This is a genomic window from Betaproteobacteria bacterium (genome assembly GCA_016194905.1).
Classification (GTDB): Bacteria; Pseudomonadota; Gammaproteobacteria; order Burkholderiales; family JACQAP01; genus JACQAP01.
Genome location: JACQAP010000014.1, coordinates 138,044 through 157,366, shown reverse-complemented (window position 1 = coordinate 157,366; position 19,323 = coordinate 138,044). Strand labels below are relative to the sequence as shown.

The window sequence follows — 19,323 nt, the reverse complement described above, 5'->3', positions numbered from 1 at the left end:
GTGCGTGCGCGATTTCATACCTTCCTCCGTGCGTAGACTGCCTTCCTGCGCGCATAGACGAGGACGGCCAGTGCGCCTGCCAGCAACGCCAGGATGAGATGCAATCCTGCCGACGTGGCGGTCTTCGGCAACGAACCGAACACGCCTTCATGGCTCCAGCCCTGCGGCAGATTGGCGGGCACCGCCTGCGCATCGAGTGCTTCTCCCTCGGGGCGCACCGGCGTCACGTCCACGGCGACGAGGCTGGTATAGCGCGTCACCAGGTGGTGTTTCAATGCAATGTCCACGACCGCCTCGCGAACCTTTTCCTTGTTGGCGCCGTCCTGCAGGGAATCGGTCAGCGATTCGATCTTGCGCCGCGCCCAGATCACGCCCATGCCCTTGCCGTCGTGCGCTTGTCCCAGGTCGAATTTCGAACTCCACGACTGTTCGCCTGACTGCCCGCGCACCACGACTTTGCCGCGCAACAATCCTTCGGCGCGCGCACTCAGCACCACCGGTTCGCCGAGATACAGATCGGGCAGTTTTTGCGGATAGCCCTCGGCGCTGACGCTGGCCGGCCATTCGACGACGATGTCGGACAGGACCGGGTGTTCGAGTTTGCCGAACAGCGCGCCCATCTTTTCACCGACCTCGGCGATGTCCCCGATGTAGGTGAAACTGCCGCGGCCAAGTTGCGCGGCCTTGGTCATGAAGTGGCTGTTCGGTGCGGATCCGATGCCCACCGTGAACAGCCTGCTGCGTCCGAGTTTTTTCTGGATCAGCTTGAACAGCTCGTCCTCGTTGCCGACGCTGCCGTCGGTCATGAACACCACCTGGCGCAGGAAACCCTCCTTCGCCGGCGCATCGAGCGCCGCCCGCAATGCCGGCGCCATTTCGGTGCCGCCGGTGGCGTGCAATTTGTCGACGTAGTGCCGTGCCGCCTCGAGATTCTTTTCGTTCGCTTCGCGCGGCGAGGCAAACAATGTGTCCGTCACCGAATTGAATTGAATGACGTTGAAGCGGTCTTCACGGGTGAGCTGCCGGAGGGCGAGATGCAATGCCTTCCTGGCCTGTTCGAGCGATGCACCCTGCATCGATCCGGACGTATCGATCACGTAGATCGCTTCGCGCGGCAGGCGCTTCTCGGTGGCCTGGCTGCCGACCGGCGGAAAAATCGTCAGCAACAAATGTGTTTCGCCCTCCTTGGTTTCGCGAAACAGGCTGCCGCGCGGTTGCGCTCCCGCGAGCGGGTGCCACACCAGTTCGAAATCCCGGTCGGCGGCAAACGGACCTACGCCCAAGGAAACTTCGTAGCGGTTGTCGTCCCGCTTCTCCACGGTGACCGCGTGATAGCGGCTCTTGACCTCGCCCACCGGAAAGCCGGCATCGAGTTCGACATGCAGCGTGACGGGGTTGCGCGGCTGCTCACCCTCCGCGACGACCGGCGGCGTGATGCGCGATGCATCCGGCACCTGGTCCGTATTCGCCGCCCAGCCGGAGCCCTTTGATGTGTCCAAGCGCGGCGCCTCCGATTGCGGCTTGCCCGGAATGTAGCGAGGCGCGACGACGGTCGGAAACCGCAGGCTGACGGCAGCGTCTTCATAACGCAGCGTCTGCTGGTATTCGATCTCCACGGTCAGCGTCTCGCCCGGTCCGAGGTTCGCCACGCTGCTGGTGAAGATGTTGGGACGTTCCTGTTCCACCAGCGACGCCCGGCTGCCCCGATCGCGCGCCGCCTCGTATTCGGCACGCGCCTGCGCGCGCTCGCGAATCTGGCCTTCGATTTGGCGATCGCCCACCTGCATGCGCAGCCGGTCCACTGCGGCGTTTTCCGGCAGCGGAAAGACGTAGACGCCCTCGATCCAGTCCGGCGAATCGTTCTTGAACTGCTGCGCGACGACGGCCCGTGCCACCATGCCGCTCACCGAGATTTTGACGTCGGTACTCAGGGCCGGAGAACGTATCAACCGGCCGGACGGGCGCACGCGCACCAGGAAACTGCCACTGGTTTGCTCGCCGGGCTTCTCGGTCGGCGGTCCGGCTGCCTGGTCTGGTTCGGCGGAGGCCAGCACCGGCGCGCCCGAGGCTTGCGCCGGCGGCGCGATCACGGTCAGCGACAATACGGTCAATGCCAGCAGGAGCGCGAAACCGGTTCCCGCCAGCACGGCTGCAATGACAATGCGCACGACATCGCGGGCCATTGAAAAAGCCGGCGTCTGCGGTCCCACCAAACTGCGATTCGAGAAAATTTTCATGTCCGCCTCCAGGAGAGCTTCAGTGCGATCTGCACGGAAGCCATTGAAGCGCCGGTGTGGGGCGGGACCCGGTCGGGGAAAGGGAAAGCTGCGGGCGAAATGTGGCAAAAAAATGGCATTTCGCCTGACCGCGCGCGGCGCAGCGGTGCTCGGGTATAGTTCTGCGCCAGAGACAAGGAGCATCAAAACAGGATGGCCAGGCGTATCGCCGTTATCGAAGACGACCCCGCGATCCGCGAGAACTACGCGGACGTGCTCCGCCGCCAGGGCTACGAAGTCGCTGCCTTCGCCAATCGTGCGGAAGCGCTCAAGGCGATGCGCATCCGCTTGCCGGACCTCGCGCTGATCGACATCGGGCTGGCGGACGAAATCGAGGGCGGGTTCGCGCTTTGCCGCGAGCTGCGCGCCATGTCATCGACGCTGCCGATCATTTTCCTGACGGCGCGCGATGGCGACCTCGACACCGTGTCCGGCCTGCGCATGGGCGCCGACGACTACCTGACCAAGGACATCAGCCTGCCGCATCTGCTGGCTCGCATCGCGGCGTTGTTCCGGCGCATCGAAGTCATGGGCGCGCCCCCGGCCGCCGAAGACGTGATCGAGCGCGGACGACTCAGGCTCAACCTCAAGCGCATGGAAGCGCACTGGGCGGAGCATCAGGTGGAACTCACGCTGACCGAATTCTGGATCGTGCATGCGCTCGCCAAATTCCCGGGCCACGTCAAGGATCGCGACGCGCTCATGCGCGAAGCAAGCCTGACGGTCGACGACAGCACCATCACGTCCCACATCAAGCGCATCCGCCGCAAGTTCGCCGCGCTCGATGCCGCCTTCGATTCGATCCAGAGCGTGTACGGCCTGGGTTACCGCTGGCATGGCGATCGCTGAGCAGCGCGGACCGGGATTGCGCGCCGGCTTGCGCCTGAAACTGTTTCTCGCGGCAAGCATCCTGCTGCTGATCCCGCTGCTCGGGTTTCTCTACGTGCGCGAGCTCGAACATTTGCTGCTCAAGGTGCAGGAACAAGGCGTCGTCGCCACCGCCCGAGCGGTGGGAACCGCGCTCAACGACCGGCCCAGCCTGTTTCTGAGCGGCGAGGTGTATCCCTTTGCACTGGCGCAGGGCAACGATCTGAGAATCGACAATCTTCCCGCGCCGATCGTCGTCGATGGCCTGACCGAAGACTGGGCCCGCCAATCGGTGACACCCCATTCGGTAGGAGCGGGCGCGGGCAATCCCGAGTCTCGTGCATTCGCTGCACGCTATCGCATCGGCCGGCACGGTAACGCCATCTACGCACTGTTCGAAGTGTCGGACGCCAGGGTCGTGCTGCGCGATCCTGAAAAGGATCCGTTGCAGGCAGCCGATCATCTGGAAGTGGCGGTGGTGACGCCGGACGACGAATTCCTGCGCTTCGCCATCGATGCGCGCGGCACAGGCAAGGCATCGGTTTATCTTTTGACGGCAGACGGCGAGCAGATTCCCGACACGCGCATCCAGGCCATGTTTCGCCTGGTGCCGGGCGGATACCTGATGGAACTGCGCCTGCCGCGCTCGCTGGTGGGACCGCGCCTCGGATTCACCGTCGCCAATGTCGATGATCCCGGATCGCCTGCCAGTTCGATCGGCACGTCCGATACCTCGAGCAAGCAGGGACTCGGTGCGGTGATCGTACCGTCTCCCGAAGTCAGCGAATTGGTGCGCAGGCTGGGACGCGCGCGCTCGCGCATCTGGGTGCTCGACGTCAACCATCGCGTCATCGCCCAGGCCGGCTCGCTGCGCGCGCCGCCCGCGCAAGTCGACCCCGACCAGGAACCGTTCACGCGCTTCTGGGAAGCCGCCGCCGACGTTCTGGTTCGACCGATCCTGCGGCTCGCGATGTCGGAACCGAATGAGGATTTCCAGGACATCGCGCCCGGCACCTACCGCCTGGAAGGACGCGAGATCGACGAAGCGCTCGCGGGGCAGACCGGCACGCGCCGCCGGCTCACGCCGGATTCACGCGCGGTCGTGCTTTCGGCCGCGCAGCCGGTTTGGCTGGAGGATAAAGTCGTCGGCGCTGTGCTGATCGAGGAAACGACCAACGACGTGCTGGCGCTGCGCAATCGCGCATTCGAAAAACTGTTCGCCGCCCTGCTCGTGGTCTATGTCGGCGGCACCGCCGCGCTCCTGATTTTTGCGACGCGCCTGTCGCTGCGCATCCGCCGCCTGCGGGATGAAACCGAAAATTCTATCGATCCCCACGGCCGCGTGCTGGGCACCGTCGGCGGCTCCGATGCCGGAGACGAACTCGGCGACCTGTCCCGCAGTTTCGCCGACATCCTGCGGCGGCTGCAGCAATACACCGGCTATCTCGAAACGCTGGCCGGCCGCCTGTCGCACGAATTGCGCACACCGGTCGCGGTGGTCCGATCTTCTCTCGATAATCTGAAACAGGTCGAGCTGCCCGACGAGGCACGCGTCTATCTTCACCGCGCGGAGGAAGGCCTGGGCCGGCTTACCACCATTTTCACGCGCATGAGCGAAGCGACGCGTCTGGAACAATCGCTTGCCTCGGTCGAGCGCGAACATTTCGACCTGGCCGAAGTCGTGCGGGGCTGCGTCGAGGGATACCGACTCGCGCATCGGGACCGCAACATCGTCTTCGACGCGGGGCCCGGTCCGTTCACGGTCTACGGCGCGCCCGACCTGGTTGCCCAGATGCTGGACAAGCTCGCCGCCAATGCGGTGGAGTTCAGTGCGCCGGACAGCACGATCCGGTTCGAGTTGCAACGCGAATACCCTACGGGCGAAACACGTCGGAGTACCCCTCTAGCGTGGAGTACCCTTTTAGCGTCGGGCGCGCGCCTGTCCGTGTTCAATGCAGGCCCGCCGCTGCCCGCCGACATGCAGGACCGGTTGTTCGAATCGATGATCTCGGTGCGCAACGAGCACACGCAGGCAGAACCGCATCTCGGCCTGGGCCTGTACATCGTGCGCCTGATCGCCGAATTTCACGGCGCTCGCGCAAGCGCACTCAATCGCGAAGACGGTTCGGGCGTGGTAATCCGCCTCGAATTCCCGCTCGCGGAACACGCAATGACCTGAATCTTTGCTGATGTAGCACGTTTGTGCTACATTGCAATTTTGCGTTGGAGTCCAAACATGTCCACGACCACGATCCGGCTACCGGAGGATCTGAAGGCTCGCGTTGCCGCCGCTGCTGAGCGTGCCGGAACTACGGCGCATAGCTTCATTCTGGAGGCGATCGCAGAGAAGGCGGATCAGGCAGAACGCCGCGCAGACTTTCGTGACGTTGCCGAAAAGCGCTATGCCGATCTCGTAGCTTCCGGTAAGACGATTTCCTGGGAAAAAATGCGCAGCTATCTTGAAGATCGAATCGCGGGGAAAACCGTCACGCGCCCGGTGGCTAAGAAGCTGGCTCGCTGAGGATGGCCAGGATTGAGTTGGCTCCTGAGATCCGGGACGACTTTGATCGCATCCTCGATCACCTCTCGGAGTACGCTATTGAGGAGGCGCCTGGCCGTGTCAGGGAAATCATTCAGGCTATAGACGTACTCCAACACAATCCGCTTATTGGAAGACCCGTATCCGCAGACATGAGGGAGTTGGTCATCGGACGCAGAGCCCGTGGCTACGTAGCTTTGTACCGCTACATCGAGCAGATCGACACGGTCTTCGTGCTCGCAATTCGCAGTCAGCGGGAGGCTGGCTACGGCAGAACTTAATTGCGCTGAAAGCGCCCATCGGCCGACAGTCGCAGACCGGCCGATTGCGGACATCGGGGCATTTGGAAACTGTAGGGACCCTGTTAGAACATTACGTGCCCCCTTTTTGTAGAAAGCCTCGGAGGACCTGCAGAGCCCCTATCACAAATAGGAGCGTTGCCAGATAGATTGGCCCCAGATGGCTCACCCAGTCATAGGAAAAGTGACCAAAGTAATGCATCGGCAGAGCAACGGCTAAGCCCGCCACGGGGGAAACTACGGCGGCCCACCACGCCCACCATTCTCCTTTGCGGACCCCCCACCAAGAGAGGGCTGCAACGGCGATGCCGGTGGCGGCAATGAAACCAGCAGTCGCAATGTGCAGATGATTAATGTAATAGACCACCGCAGGGTTAAGAGCGTTGAGCTGTTCCTTGGTTACGCCATTCAAGGTCTCTACGCCAAGCTCAAAACCAGTACTGGTAAAACTGCGGATAAAAAAGACTACGGCATACCCAATGAAAGCCAGAGCAGCAATCAACATCATGGTGGAACCGGTACGAACAGATGAATTGTCTTGTGCCATGTTGTCGCCTCCTCTCTGTTGTTACTTAAAATACACAGTGGAATAGAACTTGATTCTTTCGCCTGTCATTACAGCCATGCGCAGCGAAGTTTGAACTATACGCTGAAAATTTGGTTTTAAAACCTGCAGCGTCAATCGCAATATAGTTTGGGTGTCACCCATGAACAGACGGAAATGAATGTAATTCATTCGATTCAACGCCATCCAACATACAAAGTCCAAGATCGGCCAAGAGCGGAAGTTGAACGGCGCCAGACAAAGGTCCTTTCTCTGTACAAAATGGCCCCGATAGATGAAGGAAACATGACAAATGCCTTGCTATCTTGCATTGCCGCGTTATCCCAACAACTTGACCCTGTTATCCCAACAGCGCCTTGTTATCCTGCAGTGGTACAGGATAAATAAGAGTTATGCGGCACGAGACACCGCGATATAGCACCACTTTTCGCAGGTAGTCCAGCCGGAGGAAAACACGAATTGTGACCGACCAAATCCGCTTCGACGACGGGGCTGCCTACGAACGATACATGGGGAAGTGGAGCCAGCTTGCAGGTGAAACCTTCCTTGACTGGCTTGCTCCAAAATCAGGGTTGCGATGGCTCGACGTTGGCTGCGGCAACGGCGCCTTTACCGAAATGCTCGTCGAGCGGTGTGCACCAGTCTTAGTACAGGGGATAGACCCGTCTGAGGGGCAGCTCGCCTTTGCTCGCACACGACCCGCGTCGCGTGTCGCACAGTTTCGTCAGGGCGATGCAATGGCACAGCCTTTCCCCGACGACACGTTCGACGCGGCTGTCATGCCGCTGGTTATTTTCTTCGTTCCCGACCCGGCCAAGGGCGTTGCCGAAATGGCACGAGTGGTCTGCCCGGGTGGCGCCGTCACAGCCTACGCGTGGGACATGTTTGGCGGTGGTTTTCCTTACGAGGCGTTGCACCTTGAAATGCGTGGGCTGGGCGTTGCAGTTCCGGTACCGCCGAGCCCTGGCGCGTCTCGAATAGACGCAATGCGGGACTTGTGGACTGGCGCGGGTTTGGATGCCGTCGAAACGCGGGAGATCACCGTGCAACGGACATTCGCCGATTTCGACGACTACTGGACGACCATCCTCGGGGGGCCGAGCGTCGGTCCCAAGCTCGCAGCGATGGCATCCGAGGAACTCGCGCATCTCAAAGCGCGGATGCGCGCGCGCCTGCCGGGAGATGCCACTGGCCGTATCACCTATAGTGCCCGGGCTAACGCAGTAAAGGGTCGCGTACCAAATTAATTTGAAGGATAAATCTCTGTGTGACTTTGGAAACGTCGGTTTGCTCGTGAAGATTTTGAATTGGTGCAAAGTCGAAGCAATCCAATGCCGCATAACGCGAACGTTGAACGGCTGCTTTCCGAACCGGCGAACTTCCGCTACGGGTGCGAAGCGACGGTCGCGCTTCTAGAAAGCCGACAGTGGCGCTTGCCAAAACCGGACACTCGTCGTCAGTTCAAGTTGCGACTGCTAAAGTTAAATTTCGCTAACCGGTCATTTATCCCGATTTTCTTTTCCTCAGCGTCCTAAAAGGGTACTCCACGCTAGAAGGGTATTCCGACGTGCTATGCACGTAGGGTATTCGCGAGGGTATCCGCGTCCTTAAAGGGAAACACTCAAGGGAACACTCACATGCATCCGTAGGGGTGTGGGACTGAAGCTGCTGCGGTTGGTGCTGCTTTAATCTCAGACTCATTATTCCGCGATCACCATCGCCTCGGCACGGTCCGCCGCGCTGCGCGGCAGTTTCGGCCTGCCGATGAACAGCAGCAGCGGCAGCGCCGCGAGCGCGATCAGAGCAAACAAATAGAAATCGCCGGTAAAGCCGATGATCGCGGACTGCAAGCTGACTTCGCGTTCGAGCCGCGCCAGCGCCTGCGTCGTGGCCATGCTCCACCCTTCGTGTCCTTGCGCCTGCAACGCGCGGTTGAAAGGCGTGACGTGCTCGGCGAGTTGCGCATGCATCACGCTGCTGGTGCGCACGAACAAGGCCAGTGCGCCCGACACGCCGATGCTCGCACCGATGCTGCGCACCAGGCCGTAGACCGCGGTGGCCTCGGTGCGGCGATGCGGCTCCAGGGACGGAAACGCAATGACCTGGATCGGCACCAGGATGATGCCACCGCCGATGCCCTGCATGAAATTCGTCCACACCAACGGCCAAACGCCGACGTCGGCGGTCCAGGTCGACATCTCCCAGCTCGAGTAGGCAAGGCACAGCAGGCCGAACGCGATCAGCTTGCGCGGATCGATGCGCCCCGTGATGCGTCCGCCGACGATCATCGCGGCGAACAGACCGATGCCGCGCGGCGCCTGCAACAGACCGATCGCGTCGATCGGGTAGCCGCGCACCTGGTCGAGGAAGGAAGGCATCAGCACCATCGGCGGCGTGGTGACGAAACCATAGATGAACGCGAATACCAGGCCGAGGAAGAAATTGCGCTGCGCCAGCAGGCGCGGATCGAGGAAAGGCTGCTTGGCGGTCAGGCAGTGCACGTTGAACATGTAAAGGCCCAGCACCGCGAGACAGGCTTCGGTGATGATCTCCCAGGATTCGAACCAGTCGAGTTGCCCGCCGCGATCGAGCATCAGTTGCAATGACCCGATACCCAGAGACAGGCTCAGGAATCCGAACCAGTCGAGCCGGCGCTCGGGGTCGCGCTCCGTCTCGGGCAGGAAGGCCGCCGCACCCGCCAGCGCGAGCACGCCGAAGGGAACATTGATGTAGAAAATGTAACGCCAGCTCAGGTACTCGGTGACGTAACCGCCGAGCGTGGGCCCGACGAAAGAACCCATCACCGCGGCCATGCCCCACAGCGCCATGGCCTTGCCCTGCTCTTCCGGCGGATAGGTATCGAGGATGATGGCGTGCGACAACGGGATCAGGAAGGCACCGCCCAGCCCCTGCACGATGCGCGCGAAGACTTCCACCGCCAGCGAATTGGCGGCGCCGCACGCAACCGACGCGACCAGGAACACGGCGACCGCCCACATGAAGACGCGCTTGCGGCCGAAGCGCAGGCTCAACCATCCGGCAGCGGGAATGGAGAGCGCGGAGGCGACGATATAAGAGGTGATGACCCAGCCGATCTGATCCTGCGTCGCCGAGAACGTGCCCTGCATGTGCGGCAGCGCCACGGCGGCAATGGTCCAGTCCACCGAATACAAGAAACTCGCCAGCCCGACCGAGGCGGTGATCAGGGTCGGATGTTTCGACGGACCGGTCACGTTACCGGCGGATGCCTGCGATGACGGAAGACGGCACGAGGAAGCGCGGCAGCCAGCCGTTGTCGACGAGTTTCTGTACGACGCGTGGCAGCCCGCGCGGCCGGCCGGTGTCCACCGCCACGGTGACCGTCATGCCGGCGCGAAGCTGAGGTTTTCCGGGTGGCTGCTCGACCTTGATGCGCACTGGCACACGCTGCACGACTTTCACCCAGTTGCCGGTCGCGTTCTGCGGCGGCAGAACGGCGAATTCGGCGCCGGTGGCCGACGCGATGGCCTCGACGCTGGCCGGCCATTCCTGATCCGGATACGCGTCCGCTACCACCGTTGCGGGCTGACCGACCGTCATGTAGGTGAGCTGCGTTTCCTTGTAATTGGCCTCGATCCAGAGCGGCCCGCTTTCGATGAGGCTGAACATCGGCGCGCCCTTCTCCACGAATTCGCCGACCTGCAACTTCATGTTGCTCACCACACCCGCGAACGGCGCCTTGATGAGTGCGCGCGACAGGTCGAGCATGGCCGCGTCGTAGGCCGCGCGGGCCTCGGCATGACGCGGAAGGCGTTCGACCGGCATATCCGGATTGCCCGACAGTTCCGCTATCACGCGGTTGGTCTTTTCGCGAATGCTGTCGAGCCGGCGCTTGGCTGCCTCGACGTTGTGGCGCGCTTCGTCGTAGGTATCGCCGCGGGTCATGCCTTTTTCCTTGAGGTACTCCTGGCGCGCGAGCTGCTTCTCGAGAAAGTCGATGCGACTGCGGGCCTCTGCCGCGTCCTGCAGCGTGACGCGGTATTCGGCACGCAGCGACTGCACATTGGTTCGCACCACGTCCATCTGCGCACGCGCGCCCGCCACGGCGATCTGATAGGGCACGGGGTCGAGCCGGAACAGCAAGGCCCCGGCCTCGACCGGCTGGTTGTCGCGCGCCACGACTTCGATCACGCGGCCGGTCACCGCCGCGCTGATCGGAACGATGTTCGCCTTGACGTAGGCATTGTCGGTCTCGACCTCCTGCCCGCCGGTGGAATAAACATAGAGACCGGCCACGACCGCGACCAGCGGCACGACGACCAGCAGCAGGATGCGCACTGCGCGATGCACGACGATCACTGCTTTGTTGGCTGCTTCGGACATGTCAGCGCTTGCGCTTCTTGGCGCCGTTGCCGTTCGCGCCGTTGTCCTGTTTGGACAAGTTGCCCTTGATAGCGAGCAGCGTGTCGACGAACTGCTCTTGCTGCGAGGCCGAAAGTCCGGACAAGGCGTCGCGCCGGACTTCGGCTGCGGCCGCGCGCATGGTCTTGATCGCGGGTTCGACTTCGTCGGTCAGGAACACGCGCTTGGCGCGGCGGTCGCCGGCATGACCCTCGCGGCGCACCCAGCCCTTCTGTTCCATGCGGTCGAGCAGCCGGCCCAGCGTCGCCTTCTTCACTTCGAGGATGTCGGCCAGTTCGGACTGGGTCACGCCGTCATTGCGGAACAAGTGGTTCAGCACCCACCACTGCGAGCGCGTCAGGCCGAGCGACTTCACGCGCCGGTCGAAAGTGGTGCGCATCAGCCGGGCGACATCGTTCAGGATGAAGCCGAAATTGCGGGACAGGTCTTCGCGAAACATGATGCGGATTCTACCTCAAAATGGTAGCCTGGCTTACTATATGCCAGGCTATCATCTCGACCCGGGCGGCTGCTAGAATCGGCGTCACGTCAGGGAGGAAGGACCACAAGATGAAAATAACAGCCGTCGAAACCATCAACCTCGCGGAATTCCCGAATGTACTGTGGGTGCACATCCACACCGACGAAGGCATCGTCGGCCTCGGCGAAACCTTCTATGCGGTCGCCCCGGTCGCGGAACATATCCATCAGACCTGCGCGGCCTACCTGCTCGGCAAGAATCCGCTTGAGATCGACAAGCACAGCCGGCAGTTCCTGAACACCTATCTGGGTTTCAACAGCGTCGGCGTCGAAATGCGCGCGGCCTCGGCGATCGACATCGCGCTATGGGATCTGTTCGGCCAGGTGACCGGGCAGCCGATCTACCAGTTGCTCGGCGGCGCCTCGCGCGACAAGGTGCGGGTGTACAACACCTGCGCCGGTTACCAGTACGTGCGCGCCAAGCCGACGCAAGGCACCGCGAACTTCGGCCTGCCGGCGAAAGTCGACAAGAAGAACCGGCCTTACGAAGATCTGATGGCGTTCAAGACCGATGCCGGCGAACTGGCGAAGTCGCTGCTGGAGATGAACATCACCGGCATGAAGATCTGGCCGTTCGACGAAGCCGCGGAAGCTTCCAACGGCAGCTACATCTCGAATGCCGACCTGAAGAAGGCCATGCGCCCGTTCGAGCAGATCCGCAAGGCCGTCGGCGACAAGATGGACATCCACGTCGAATTCCATTCGATGTGGAATCTCCCCGCCGCGATCCGCATCGCGGAAGCGTTGGAGCAGTTCGATCCGTTCTGGTACGAAGACCCGATCAAGATGAACAACATCGATGCCGTTGCCGATTATGCGCACCGCACCAACGTCTGGGTCACTGCGTCGGAAACGCTCGGCACGCGCTGGGGCTTCCGCGAGATGTTCGAAAAGCAGGCCGTCTCGGTGTGCATGCTGGACGTCGGCTGGACCGGCGGCTTGTCGGAGGCCAAGAAAATCGCCACCATGGCGGAAGCCTATCAACTGCCGGTCGCACCGCACGACTGCACCGGCCCGATCCTGCTGACCGCGTCGGTGCACCTGTCGCTGAACTGCTCGAATACGCTGGTGCAGGAAATGGTGCGGGCGTTCTACTATGACTGGTACGGCAAGCTGGTGACCGAACTGCCGCCGGTGAAGAACGGCTGCATTACCGCGCCCAAGGGACCAGGGCTCGGAACCAAGTTGCAGCCGTCCGTGCTCAAGCGCAAGGATGTCACGCGACGGATTTCGAAATTGGGCAAATAATTTCAAGGCAAACCGGAATTTTTACCACGAAGACACGAAGAAAACCCTTTGGAGTGGAACGACCGAAGCATCATATGGACTTCATATTTTCATTCCTCCTCGCCCTTCTTTGTGTCTTCGTGCCTTCGTGGTGCTCATTAAATCCAGTATGTATATTGAGGTTGTGAACATGGTCGACACAAAAACCGATTCGCGAGTCCTGGTACTCGCCCCCGGTGACAACGTCGCGATTGCGAAATCGGACATCCCGGCGGGCACAACGTTGCAGGTCATGGGCGTCACGGTGACCGTCAAGGCCGCGATGGAAGTTGGCCACAAGTTCGCGTTCAAGAAAGTCGCAAAGGGCGAGCGCATCACGAAATACGGCGCGCCGATCGGTGTGGCGACGCAGGACATCCTGCCGGGCGATTCGATGCACATCCACAACCTCACCAGCGACTACATCCCGACCTACACCCTCGACGAGGGCCACCAGTTCTTCAAGGAGCACTGATCATGATCAATGCCTATCTCCGGGCCGACGGCCGCAAGGGTATCCGCAACACCATCGTCGTTGCCTATCTGGTCGAGTGCGCGCATCACGTCTCGCGCGAGATCTACTACCCGTTCCGCGAACAGGGCGCGCACCTGATCGGCTTCCCGGGCTGCTTCCCGAACGTCTATTCGCACAAGATGATGGAGCAGCTGTGCACGCATCCGAACGTCGGCGGCGCGCTGCTGGTTTCGCTGGGCTGCGAAGGTTTCAACAAGGGCAAGCTGCAGGAGACCGTGCGCAAATCCGGGCACCCGGTGAAACTGATCGAAATCCAGAGCACCGGCGGCACGCGCAAGACCATCGCCGAAGGCAAGGCGTGGATCGAGCAGACGTTGAAGCAACTCGAAAGCACGCCGCGCACGAACATGACGCTCGACGAACTGATCGTCGGCACGATCTGCGGCGGCTCGGATGCGACCAGCGGGTTGACCGCGAATCCGGCGATGGGTCGCGCTTTCGATTTCCTGGTCGAGCAGAACGCTACTTGCATATTCGAAGAGACCGGCGAACTCATCGGCATGGAGCACTGGATGGCGAAGCGTGCGGAGAATCCGGCGCTCGGCGAAGAAATCGTCAAGACCGTCGCGAAGGCCGCGAAGTATTACGCGACCTACGGCCATGCCAGCATCGGGCCGGGCAACGCCGATGGTGGCCTGACCACCATCGAGGAAAAGTCCCTCGGCGCTTACGCCAAGTCAGGCCAGTCCGTAATCTCCGGCATCATCAAGCCGGGCGACGTGCCGATGCGCGGCGGACTGTATCTGCTCGACGTCGTGCCGGACGGCGAACCACTGTTCGGTTTTCCCAACATCAGCGACAACGCCGAGATCGCGGAACTCATGGCCTGCGGCAGTCACCTGAGTCTGTTCTCCACCGGCCGCGGCTCGGTAGTCGGCTCCGCGATCGCGCCAGTCATCAAGGTCTGCGCCAACCCGCATACCTACAAGCGCATGTCCGACGACATGGACGTCGATGCCGGCCGCATCCTCGAAGGCCGCGCCACGCTCGACGAAGTCGGCCGCGAGATCTACGACCTGATCTTGAGAGTCTGCAACGGCGAACAGACCAAGTCCGAAATGCTCGGGCATCAGGAATTCATTCTGACCTACAAGAGCTTCGAACCCATCGGCCCGGCTTGTTTTCCTTCGGCTGCCTAAACCTCTACACCCATCGCAAAGGGCGCAGATACCCTCGCGAATACCCTACGTGCATAGCACGTCGGGGTACCCTTCTAGCGTGGAGTACCCTTTTAGGGCGCAAAGGACGCAGAGGACTTCTGGGTTAACGGGTTATGCCGCAGTTCTGGGTAGTGTCCTAATTTAGTTGGGAGCTTAAACGATGAAGTTACTCGTAACGTTTTCAGCCTACATATGTATGCTCCTCATATCAGCTAGCGCTTTTGCCGCAGATAACGCAATGACCGCTAGTGACCTTCAACAGATTTGCCTCGGCTCTAATGCAGAAAGCAAAGCCGCATGCCGATTCTATGTCCTGGGAATTACCCAAGGGATTGACTTGGGGATGAACATCGCCGACGGAAAAACCCAAAGCGGTCGTCCCTGTGTTCCGGAAAATATTTCCGGCGCAGCCTTGGAGTTAGCGGTCAAAATGAAAATGGGGCAGGATTTGATGGTGTTTCCCGATGACCGTAAGCTGGACGCATCCGGGTTCGTCGGCGCCATAATCGTTGAGACTTTCCCATGTTGGAAACCAAATTAGGGCATCACCCAGTTCTGAGACAACTTGACATGCTGGCGCCCGTCTTGCATCCGCGGCATGACAACGCGTTCGAAACCGGACGCTCGCAAGCGCGGCTGCGCACGCTTGCTCTCGCCGTTTAACGCGAACGTTATACGCCATGACTAGGTAACGGAAACGATCCATGATCTATGCCGATCAATGGAAGGCGCTATCGAGTCGCATCCTCGGTTTAATGCAAGCCGGACAGCTTCACGCGCAGTTTCTTGCTGTTCGGTCGAGCGATACCTACTCTAGGGCAAAGCGTCTCCGTGAACATTGCATCGCTGTTCTCTTGGCCATACGTCAGTTCCGAGATCAATTCCAGCATTCACTCCCTCCGAATGCCTTAGCTTCTATCGATGAGTTCGTACGGAACGCGGATGAGTTGACTCGGGACGCGAACGGCAGCCCGGACGCATTCCAGGAGCGCGTGTGGGCGGCATTGGTCGTGCTCGCCGCCTTTGAGACGGAAATATCATTTCTCCTGTCTGACGCACAAGAGTCCATCCGCGCTCGCTCGGAGCGAGCGTTCGCGCATCTCCAGCGCTTGATAGTTGTCGATTCGACATTTCGAGAGAAATGGCAAGCCGCATTTGAGGAGGGTGAGGTTGCCTGCGAGAAACTCGGCGCTGTGCACCTCTTGCTCCACGGCATTTGGGCATTTAAGGTCGACGCAGTCGGCGCGCGTACAGACCTCGTGTTTCAAGAGCCTGCGGGCAATCTTGCCAACGAGCAACGATACGTTGATGGGTTCGTACTTACGGAATGGAAGAGAGCGAGCCCCGCCGACGATCCAAGGTCACGCTTTGAGCTAGCGCGTTTGCAAGCGGGCCGTTACGCGCAAGGGGCGCTCGCCGGAACGGAGCTAACCGCCTATCGATATGCGATTGTTGTCTCACGCCAGCAGATCTCGATACCTGACGATGTAAAAGAAGGCGAAGTGGCGTACCGGCACATTAACATTGCGGTAGATCCACGTTCGCCATCGCGATCGTGATTTGAAGTAGGTAATGGGCTGAATTCCATATCCAAGTGCACCAGATAAACCAGGCACGAGCAAGACTATTTCAATCCATTCAACGTCGAGCCAACAATGCGTCTTAAGCGCACCCCTCCGTACCCCTCCTCGCTCAGATTCATAGCTCAATTGGAATTGACTGCCCGCAGTGGCGCTTTGGGACTACGATGATGCGGACGCAGACTTTGGCGAGATGCTTCAACGCCGGGGTGGCGTCCGGGAAGGTTCGGAGAAAACCATCATTGGGAGGATTGACCATGAGCAAGTCAGCCTTGAGCGGATTCTTTTTTGCGGTGTTAGTCGCATTTGTCCCGACATCCGCAACCGCGGACACCGCGGACGATATCGAGCGGCTGGAGCAGCAGCGGGGTCAAGCCATTCTGAATGCCGACATGCCAACGCTCTACGCGATCTACGCCGACGACTTCTTCTACAACCGTGCCCGCGGGGACTCATTGACCAGATCGGAATACCTGCCGATGTATGCGTTAGGCGAACTGAAGGTCAACAAAGCGGTGGGTGAAGGCAGGGATATCCGCGTCTACGGCGATACGGCACTCGTGAGCGGCATCGTGCATGTCGACGCTACGATCAAAGGAGAGAACAGGAATCTTCATCTGCGCTACTTGAATGTGTGGGTCAAGCGGGGAAGCGGCTGGGTGCTGGTCGCGCGCCAGGCGACGAATCTCCCTGCGCAGAACTGAAGCCGCACCGGTCACGGGGTGGGGCGGACCCCACTCCTAATGCCACACCATCGCGCGATGCGACGGCGCAGCAAGCCGGGAAGGAATGAATGCGCAAGAGGTGGATGATCTACGGCGCGAACGGCTACACCGGCAAGCTCGCCGCACGCCTTGCAAAAGATCTCAATCTCGATCCGATCCTTGCCGGCCGCCACGCCGAATCCGTCCGGGCGCTTGCCGGCGAACTTGGCTACGAATCGCGCATCTTCGATCTCGCCGATCCGGCGAAGGTCGCAGCGAACCTCGAAGGCGTCGCAGCGGTCCTGCACTGCGCGGGCCCGTTCTCCGCAACCAGCGGGCAGATGCTCGCCGGGTGCCTGCGCGCCGGGACACATTATCTCGACATCACCGGCGAAATCGCGGTGTTCGAGGACATCCACTCGCGCAATCAGGAAATCAGGGACGCCGGTATCGCTGCTATTCCCGGCGTCGGCTTCGACGTGGTTCCCACGGATTGCCTGGCGGCCATGCTGAAACGCGAGCTGCCGTCGGCGACCCATCTCAAGATCGCGTTCAAGTCGCGTTACGGCAAGCTCAGTCCCGGCACTGCCAAGACCATGGTCGAAGGGTTGCCCGAGGGTGGCAGAATCCGCAAGGACGGCAGGATCGTGAAGGTTCCCGCCGCGTACAAGGTCGAGACCATCCGATTCACGGAGGATCAATCGTCAACCGCAGTCACCATTCCGTGGGGCGACGTCGCCACCGCGTACTATTCGACCGGGATTCCCAACATCGAAGTCTTCGTAGGCGTGCCGGAAAAGCAGATCAAGAGAATCAAAATGCCTGCCTTCATGCGCTGGATCCTCGGGCTCGCGCCCGTGCAGGTGTTCATGAAGGCGCAGATTGCCAGGCGCGTCAAAGGCCCGACCGACGAGCAGCGCGCCCGCGACGAGATGGTTATCTACGGCGAAGCCTGGGATGACGCCGGAAACAAGGTCGCGATGCGCCTGCGCACGCGCGAAGGCTACACGCTGACCGCCGAATCGGGCGTCAAGGCCACTCAGAAAGTCATGGATGGCCGCCTTGCGCCGGGTGCATACACGCCGTCGATGGCGTTCGGAGCAGACTACGTGCTGGGTCTCGAGGGCACCAAGCTCAGCCGCGTCAAATTGTAACGATAACGAGGTCGGACCTCCGCAACGTTTTGATCCAGTGACATAAGACCGTAAAACAGGGTCTTCCCAGGCGCTTAGCGGGGCCATTTTGAACCAGGAATGCACGCTTCAAGGAGAGAAGCGATGCCTCGCGCCAACCACCACTTTAGTTCCGGCATAACGCGCGGCGCGCTATCTCACCGACGATGCGGCGGTCGCAGAGTACATGACCGCGGTCCTGGAAACCGAAGATCCCGACCTTCTGCTGGCACTTGGCGATGTGGCACGTGCACGAGGCATGGCGCAGGTAGCGAAGGACGCGGGCCTCGGACGCGAGAGTCTTTACAAGGCACTCGCCCCCGGAGCGAAACCACGCTTCGACACGGTACTGAAAGTGGCACGTGCACTTGGCGTTCGACTCACTGCCCAGGTTCTGTGAATGTACATGATCCGCAGTAACCGGGGCGGGTCCACGCGATAGGTTCCATGCCGTCACAGTGCCGGAACAATTCCGACAGACCTTCGATTACTGCAGAGGGCCTCTCCCGATCTTCGCTTTTCTTGTAGGAATTAGCTTGTAGGACGCACAGCGGCTAGCGCGAGATTCAACAACCACCCAAGCGCTACACCGTGATCGACCTGCAGCAGTTCAGCGCATTGTGCGGATTTTCGAAAGTGGAGAACTTGCAGCGGGCTCATCGTCAATGGATAGAACAAGCGCTTGCCGAGGAGACGGCAGCCAAGAAGCGCTTACGGAAGTCGGGCGGGCCACTGACCCAAGGACGGCTTGCATGCACGAATTCGGGCGCCCACAATGCGGCCAGTAGTCGAACGGGGCGTACTCGCGGATTGTGTCGTCGCGGCGTATCTCCGGGGTCAAGCACGGTTTCATCGGTCGCTCGGGCCAGGGTACTCGGCGCGGTATGGGCCATCGGGTTAGTTCGCCCGTATTTGAGCAGGGGCATCGATGCGACGCATCCCCGCCTTGATTCGATCGCGTTGCACGGCCACTCCCGATGCCTGCAGCCAAAAGGAGAAATCAATGCTCGAATGCGTGCGTTGCGCCGTGATCGTTTCTTCGTCGCCCGAGTGCCAGGCCTGTTCCTGGCGATCGTCATCGCCGAGTTCCTCTACAAGTTCCACAGCTTCGCGCTCGAGAGCTTCGCGTTTCTCGCGATCTGGCTGGTGATCGACATCTTATGCGACCGGCTCTTCGGCAAGCGAAGTAGCGCGTCGACTAAGCACCGATTTCGGTTCCTTTCTCGGAGTTCAGTTTGCTGGCGAAGAAGGAGTGGCTATGAAAGAGTCTGTTTTTCAACTGCTTTCAACGCTGGCGGCCGTCTGTTTCTGCGCTGGTTGCGCTGAAGCTCCGTCCCCGGTCGATGCGTCGTCTGCAGCCCGGGATCCTGGGGTGCGCGGCGGAGCCGCGGGCGCCGGCGCGCCCATCGCGGGACTGACCGAGACCGAGCTCGCGTTTTT

The 19,323-nt window shown here is 60.8% G+C and carries 19 protein-coding genes; 14 read left to right on the top strand and 5 right to left on the bottom strand.

Annotated elements, in window-relative coordinates; genetic code table 11:
• Positions 1–14 precede the first annotated feature (14 nt).
• Positions 15–2,237, bottom strand: coding sequence for a marine proteobacterial sortase target protein (locus HY067_09030; protein MBI3528102.1), 2,223 nt, complete (start codon positions 2,235–2,237; stop codon positions 15–17).
• 192 nt (positions 2,238–2,429) lie between these two features.
• Here HY067_09030 and pdsR point away from each other — a divergent pair, with 192 nt between their 5' ends.
• From pdsR to HY067_09010, 4 genes are read left to right on the top strand one after another with little or no spacing between them, the layout of a single operon-like run.
• Positions 2,430–3,125 (top strand): proteobacterial dedicated sortase system response regulator, encoded by a 696-nt coding sequence (gene pdsR, locus HY067_09025; protein MBI3528101.1) that lies wholly within the window; start codon positions 2,430–2,432, stop codon positions 3,123–3,125.
• Positions 3,112–5,322 carry a proteobacterial dedicated sortase system histidine kinase gene (gene pdsS, locus HY067_09020; GenBank protein MBI3528100.1) on the top strand — a complete coding sequence of 737 codons (2,211 nt, stop codon included), beginning with the start codon at positions 3,112–3,114 and terminating at the stop codon, positions 5,320–5,322. The genes pdsR and pdsS overlap by 14 nt, the downstream gene beginning before the upstream one ends.
• A gap of 57 nt (positions 5,323–5,379) precedes the next feature.
• Positions 5,380–5,664, top strand: coding sequence for a ribbon-helix-helix protein, CopG family (locus HY067_09015; protein MBI3528099.1), 285 nt, complete (start codon positions 5,380–5,382; stop codon positions 5,662–5,664).
• A 2-nt stretch (positions 5,665–5,666) separates the two neighbouring features.
• On the top strand, positions 5,667–5,963 hold the full coding sequence (locus HY067_09010) for a type II toxin-antitoxin system RelE/ParE family toxin (protein ID MBI3528098.1): 297 nt from the start codon (positions 5,667–5,669) through the stop codon (positions 5,961–5,963).
• A gap of 91 nt (positions 5,964–6,054) precedes the next feature.
• Here HY067_09010 and HY067_09005 read toward each other — a convergent pair whose 3' ends face one another.
• A complete protein-coding gene (locus tag HY067_09005) occupies positions 6,055–6,528 on the bottom strand; it encodes a hypothetical protein (GenBank protein ID MBI3528097.1) in 474 nt (157 codons plus the stop codon).
• Positions 6,529–7,004: 476 nt separating this feature from the next.
• Between HY067_09005 and HY067_09000 the strand changes: the two genes are divergently transcribed.
• Entirely contained in the window at positions 7,005–7,793 is a 789-nt protein-coding gene (locus tag HY067_09000; GenBank protein ID MBI3528096.1) for a methyltransferase domain-containing protein, read from the top strand.
• 453 nt (positions 7,794–8,246) lie between these two features.
• Here the strand turns inward: HY067_09000 and HY067_08995 are convergent, their stop codons facing one another.
• The 3 genes from HY067_08995 to HY067_08985 are packed head-to-tail and all read right to left on the bottom strand — an operon-like array spanning position 8,247 to position 11,386.
• Entirely contained in the window at positions 8,247–9,779 is a 1,533-nt protein-coding gene (locus HY067_08995) for a DHA2 family efflux MFS transporter permease subunit (protein MBI3528095.1), read from the bottom strand.
• Between the two features lies 1 nt (position 9,780).
• A complete protein-coding gene (locus HY067_08990; protein ID MBI3528094.1) occupies positions 9,781–10,908 on the bottom strand; it encodes an HlyD family secretion protein in 1,128 nt (375 codons plus the stop codon).
• 1 nt (position 10,909) lies between these two features.
• Positions 10,910–11,386 carry a MarR family transcriptional regulator gene (locus HY067_08985; protein MBI3528093.1) on the bottom strand — a complete coding sequence of 159 codons (477 nt, stop codon included), beginning with the start codon at positions 11,384–11,386 and terminating at the stop codon, positions 10,910–10,912.
• Between the two features lie 110 nt (positions 11,387–11,496).
• Here HY067_08985 and HY067_08980 point away from each other — a divergent pair, with 110 nt between their 5' ends.
• The 9 genes from HY067_08980 (at position 11,497) to HY067_08940 (ending at position 19,209) form a co-directional block, all read left to right on the top strand.
• Complete coding sequence (locus HY067_08980) at positions 11,497–12,714, top strand: mandelate racemase/muconate lactonizing enzyme family protein (protein MBI3528092.1); 1,218 nt, start codon at positions 11,497–11,499, stop codon at positions 12,712–12,714.
• 169 nt (positions 12,715–12,883) lie between these two features.
• The gene (locus HY067_08975) at positions 12,884–13,207 is read left to right on the top strand and encodes a UxaA family hydrolase (GenBank protein ID MBI3528091.1); all 324 of its coding nucleotides are present in this window, start codon (positions 12,884–12,886) and stop codon (positions 13,205–13,207) included.
• Between the two features lie 2 nt (positions 13,208–13,209).
• Positions 13,210–14,406 (top strand): UxaA family hydrolase, encoded by a 1,197-nt coding sequence (locus tag HY067_08970; GenBank protein ID MBI3528090.1) that lies wholly within the window; start codon positions 13,210–13,212, stop codon positions 14,404–14,406.
• A gap of 181 nt (positions 14,407–14,587) precedes the next feature.
• A complete protein-coding gene (locus HY067_08965; GenBank protein MBI3528089.1) occupies positions 14,588–14,968 on the top strand; it encodes a hypothetical protein in 381 nt (126 codons plus the stop codon).
• Positions 14,969–15,131: 163 nt separating this feature from the next.
• A complete protein-coding gene (locus tag HY067_08960) occupies positions 15,132–15,986 on the top strand; it encodes a hypothetical protein (protein ID MBI3528088.1) in 855 nt (284 codons plus the stop codon).
• Positions 15,987–16,264: 278 nt separating this feature from the next.
• Positions 16,265–16,711, top strand: a complete 447-nt coding sequence (locus tag HY067_08955) for a nuclear transport factor 2 family protein (GenBank protein MBI3528087.1) — start codon at positions 16,265–16,267, stop codon at positions 16,709–16,711.
• 89 nt (positions 16,712–16,800) lie between these two features.
• On the top strand, positions 16,801–17,865 hold the full coding sequence (locus tag HY067_08950; GenBank protein ID MBI3528086.1) for a saccharopine dehydrogenase NADP-binding domain-containing protein: 1,065 nt from the start codon (positions 16,801–16,803) through the stop codon (positions 17,863–17,865).
• A 205-nt stretch (positions 17,866–18,070) separates the two neighbouring features.
• Positions 18,071–18,283: a putative addiction module antidote protein gene (locus HY067_08945; GenBank protein MBI3528085.1), complete on the top strand. Its 213-nt coding sequence runs from the start codon at positions 18,071–18,073 to the stop codon at positions 18,281–18,283.
• Positions 18,284–18,474: 191 nt separating this feature from the next.
• On the top strand, positions 18,475–19,209 hold the full coding sequence (locus HY067_08940) for a hypothetical protein (protein MBI3528084.1): 735 nt from the start codon (positions 18,475–18,477) through the stop codon (positions 19,207–19,209).
• Positions 19,210–19,323 lie beyond the last annotated feature (114 nt).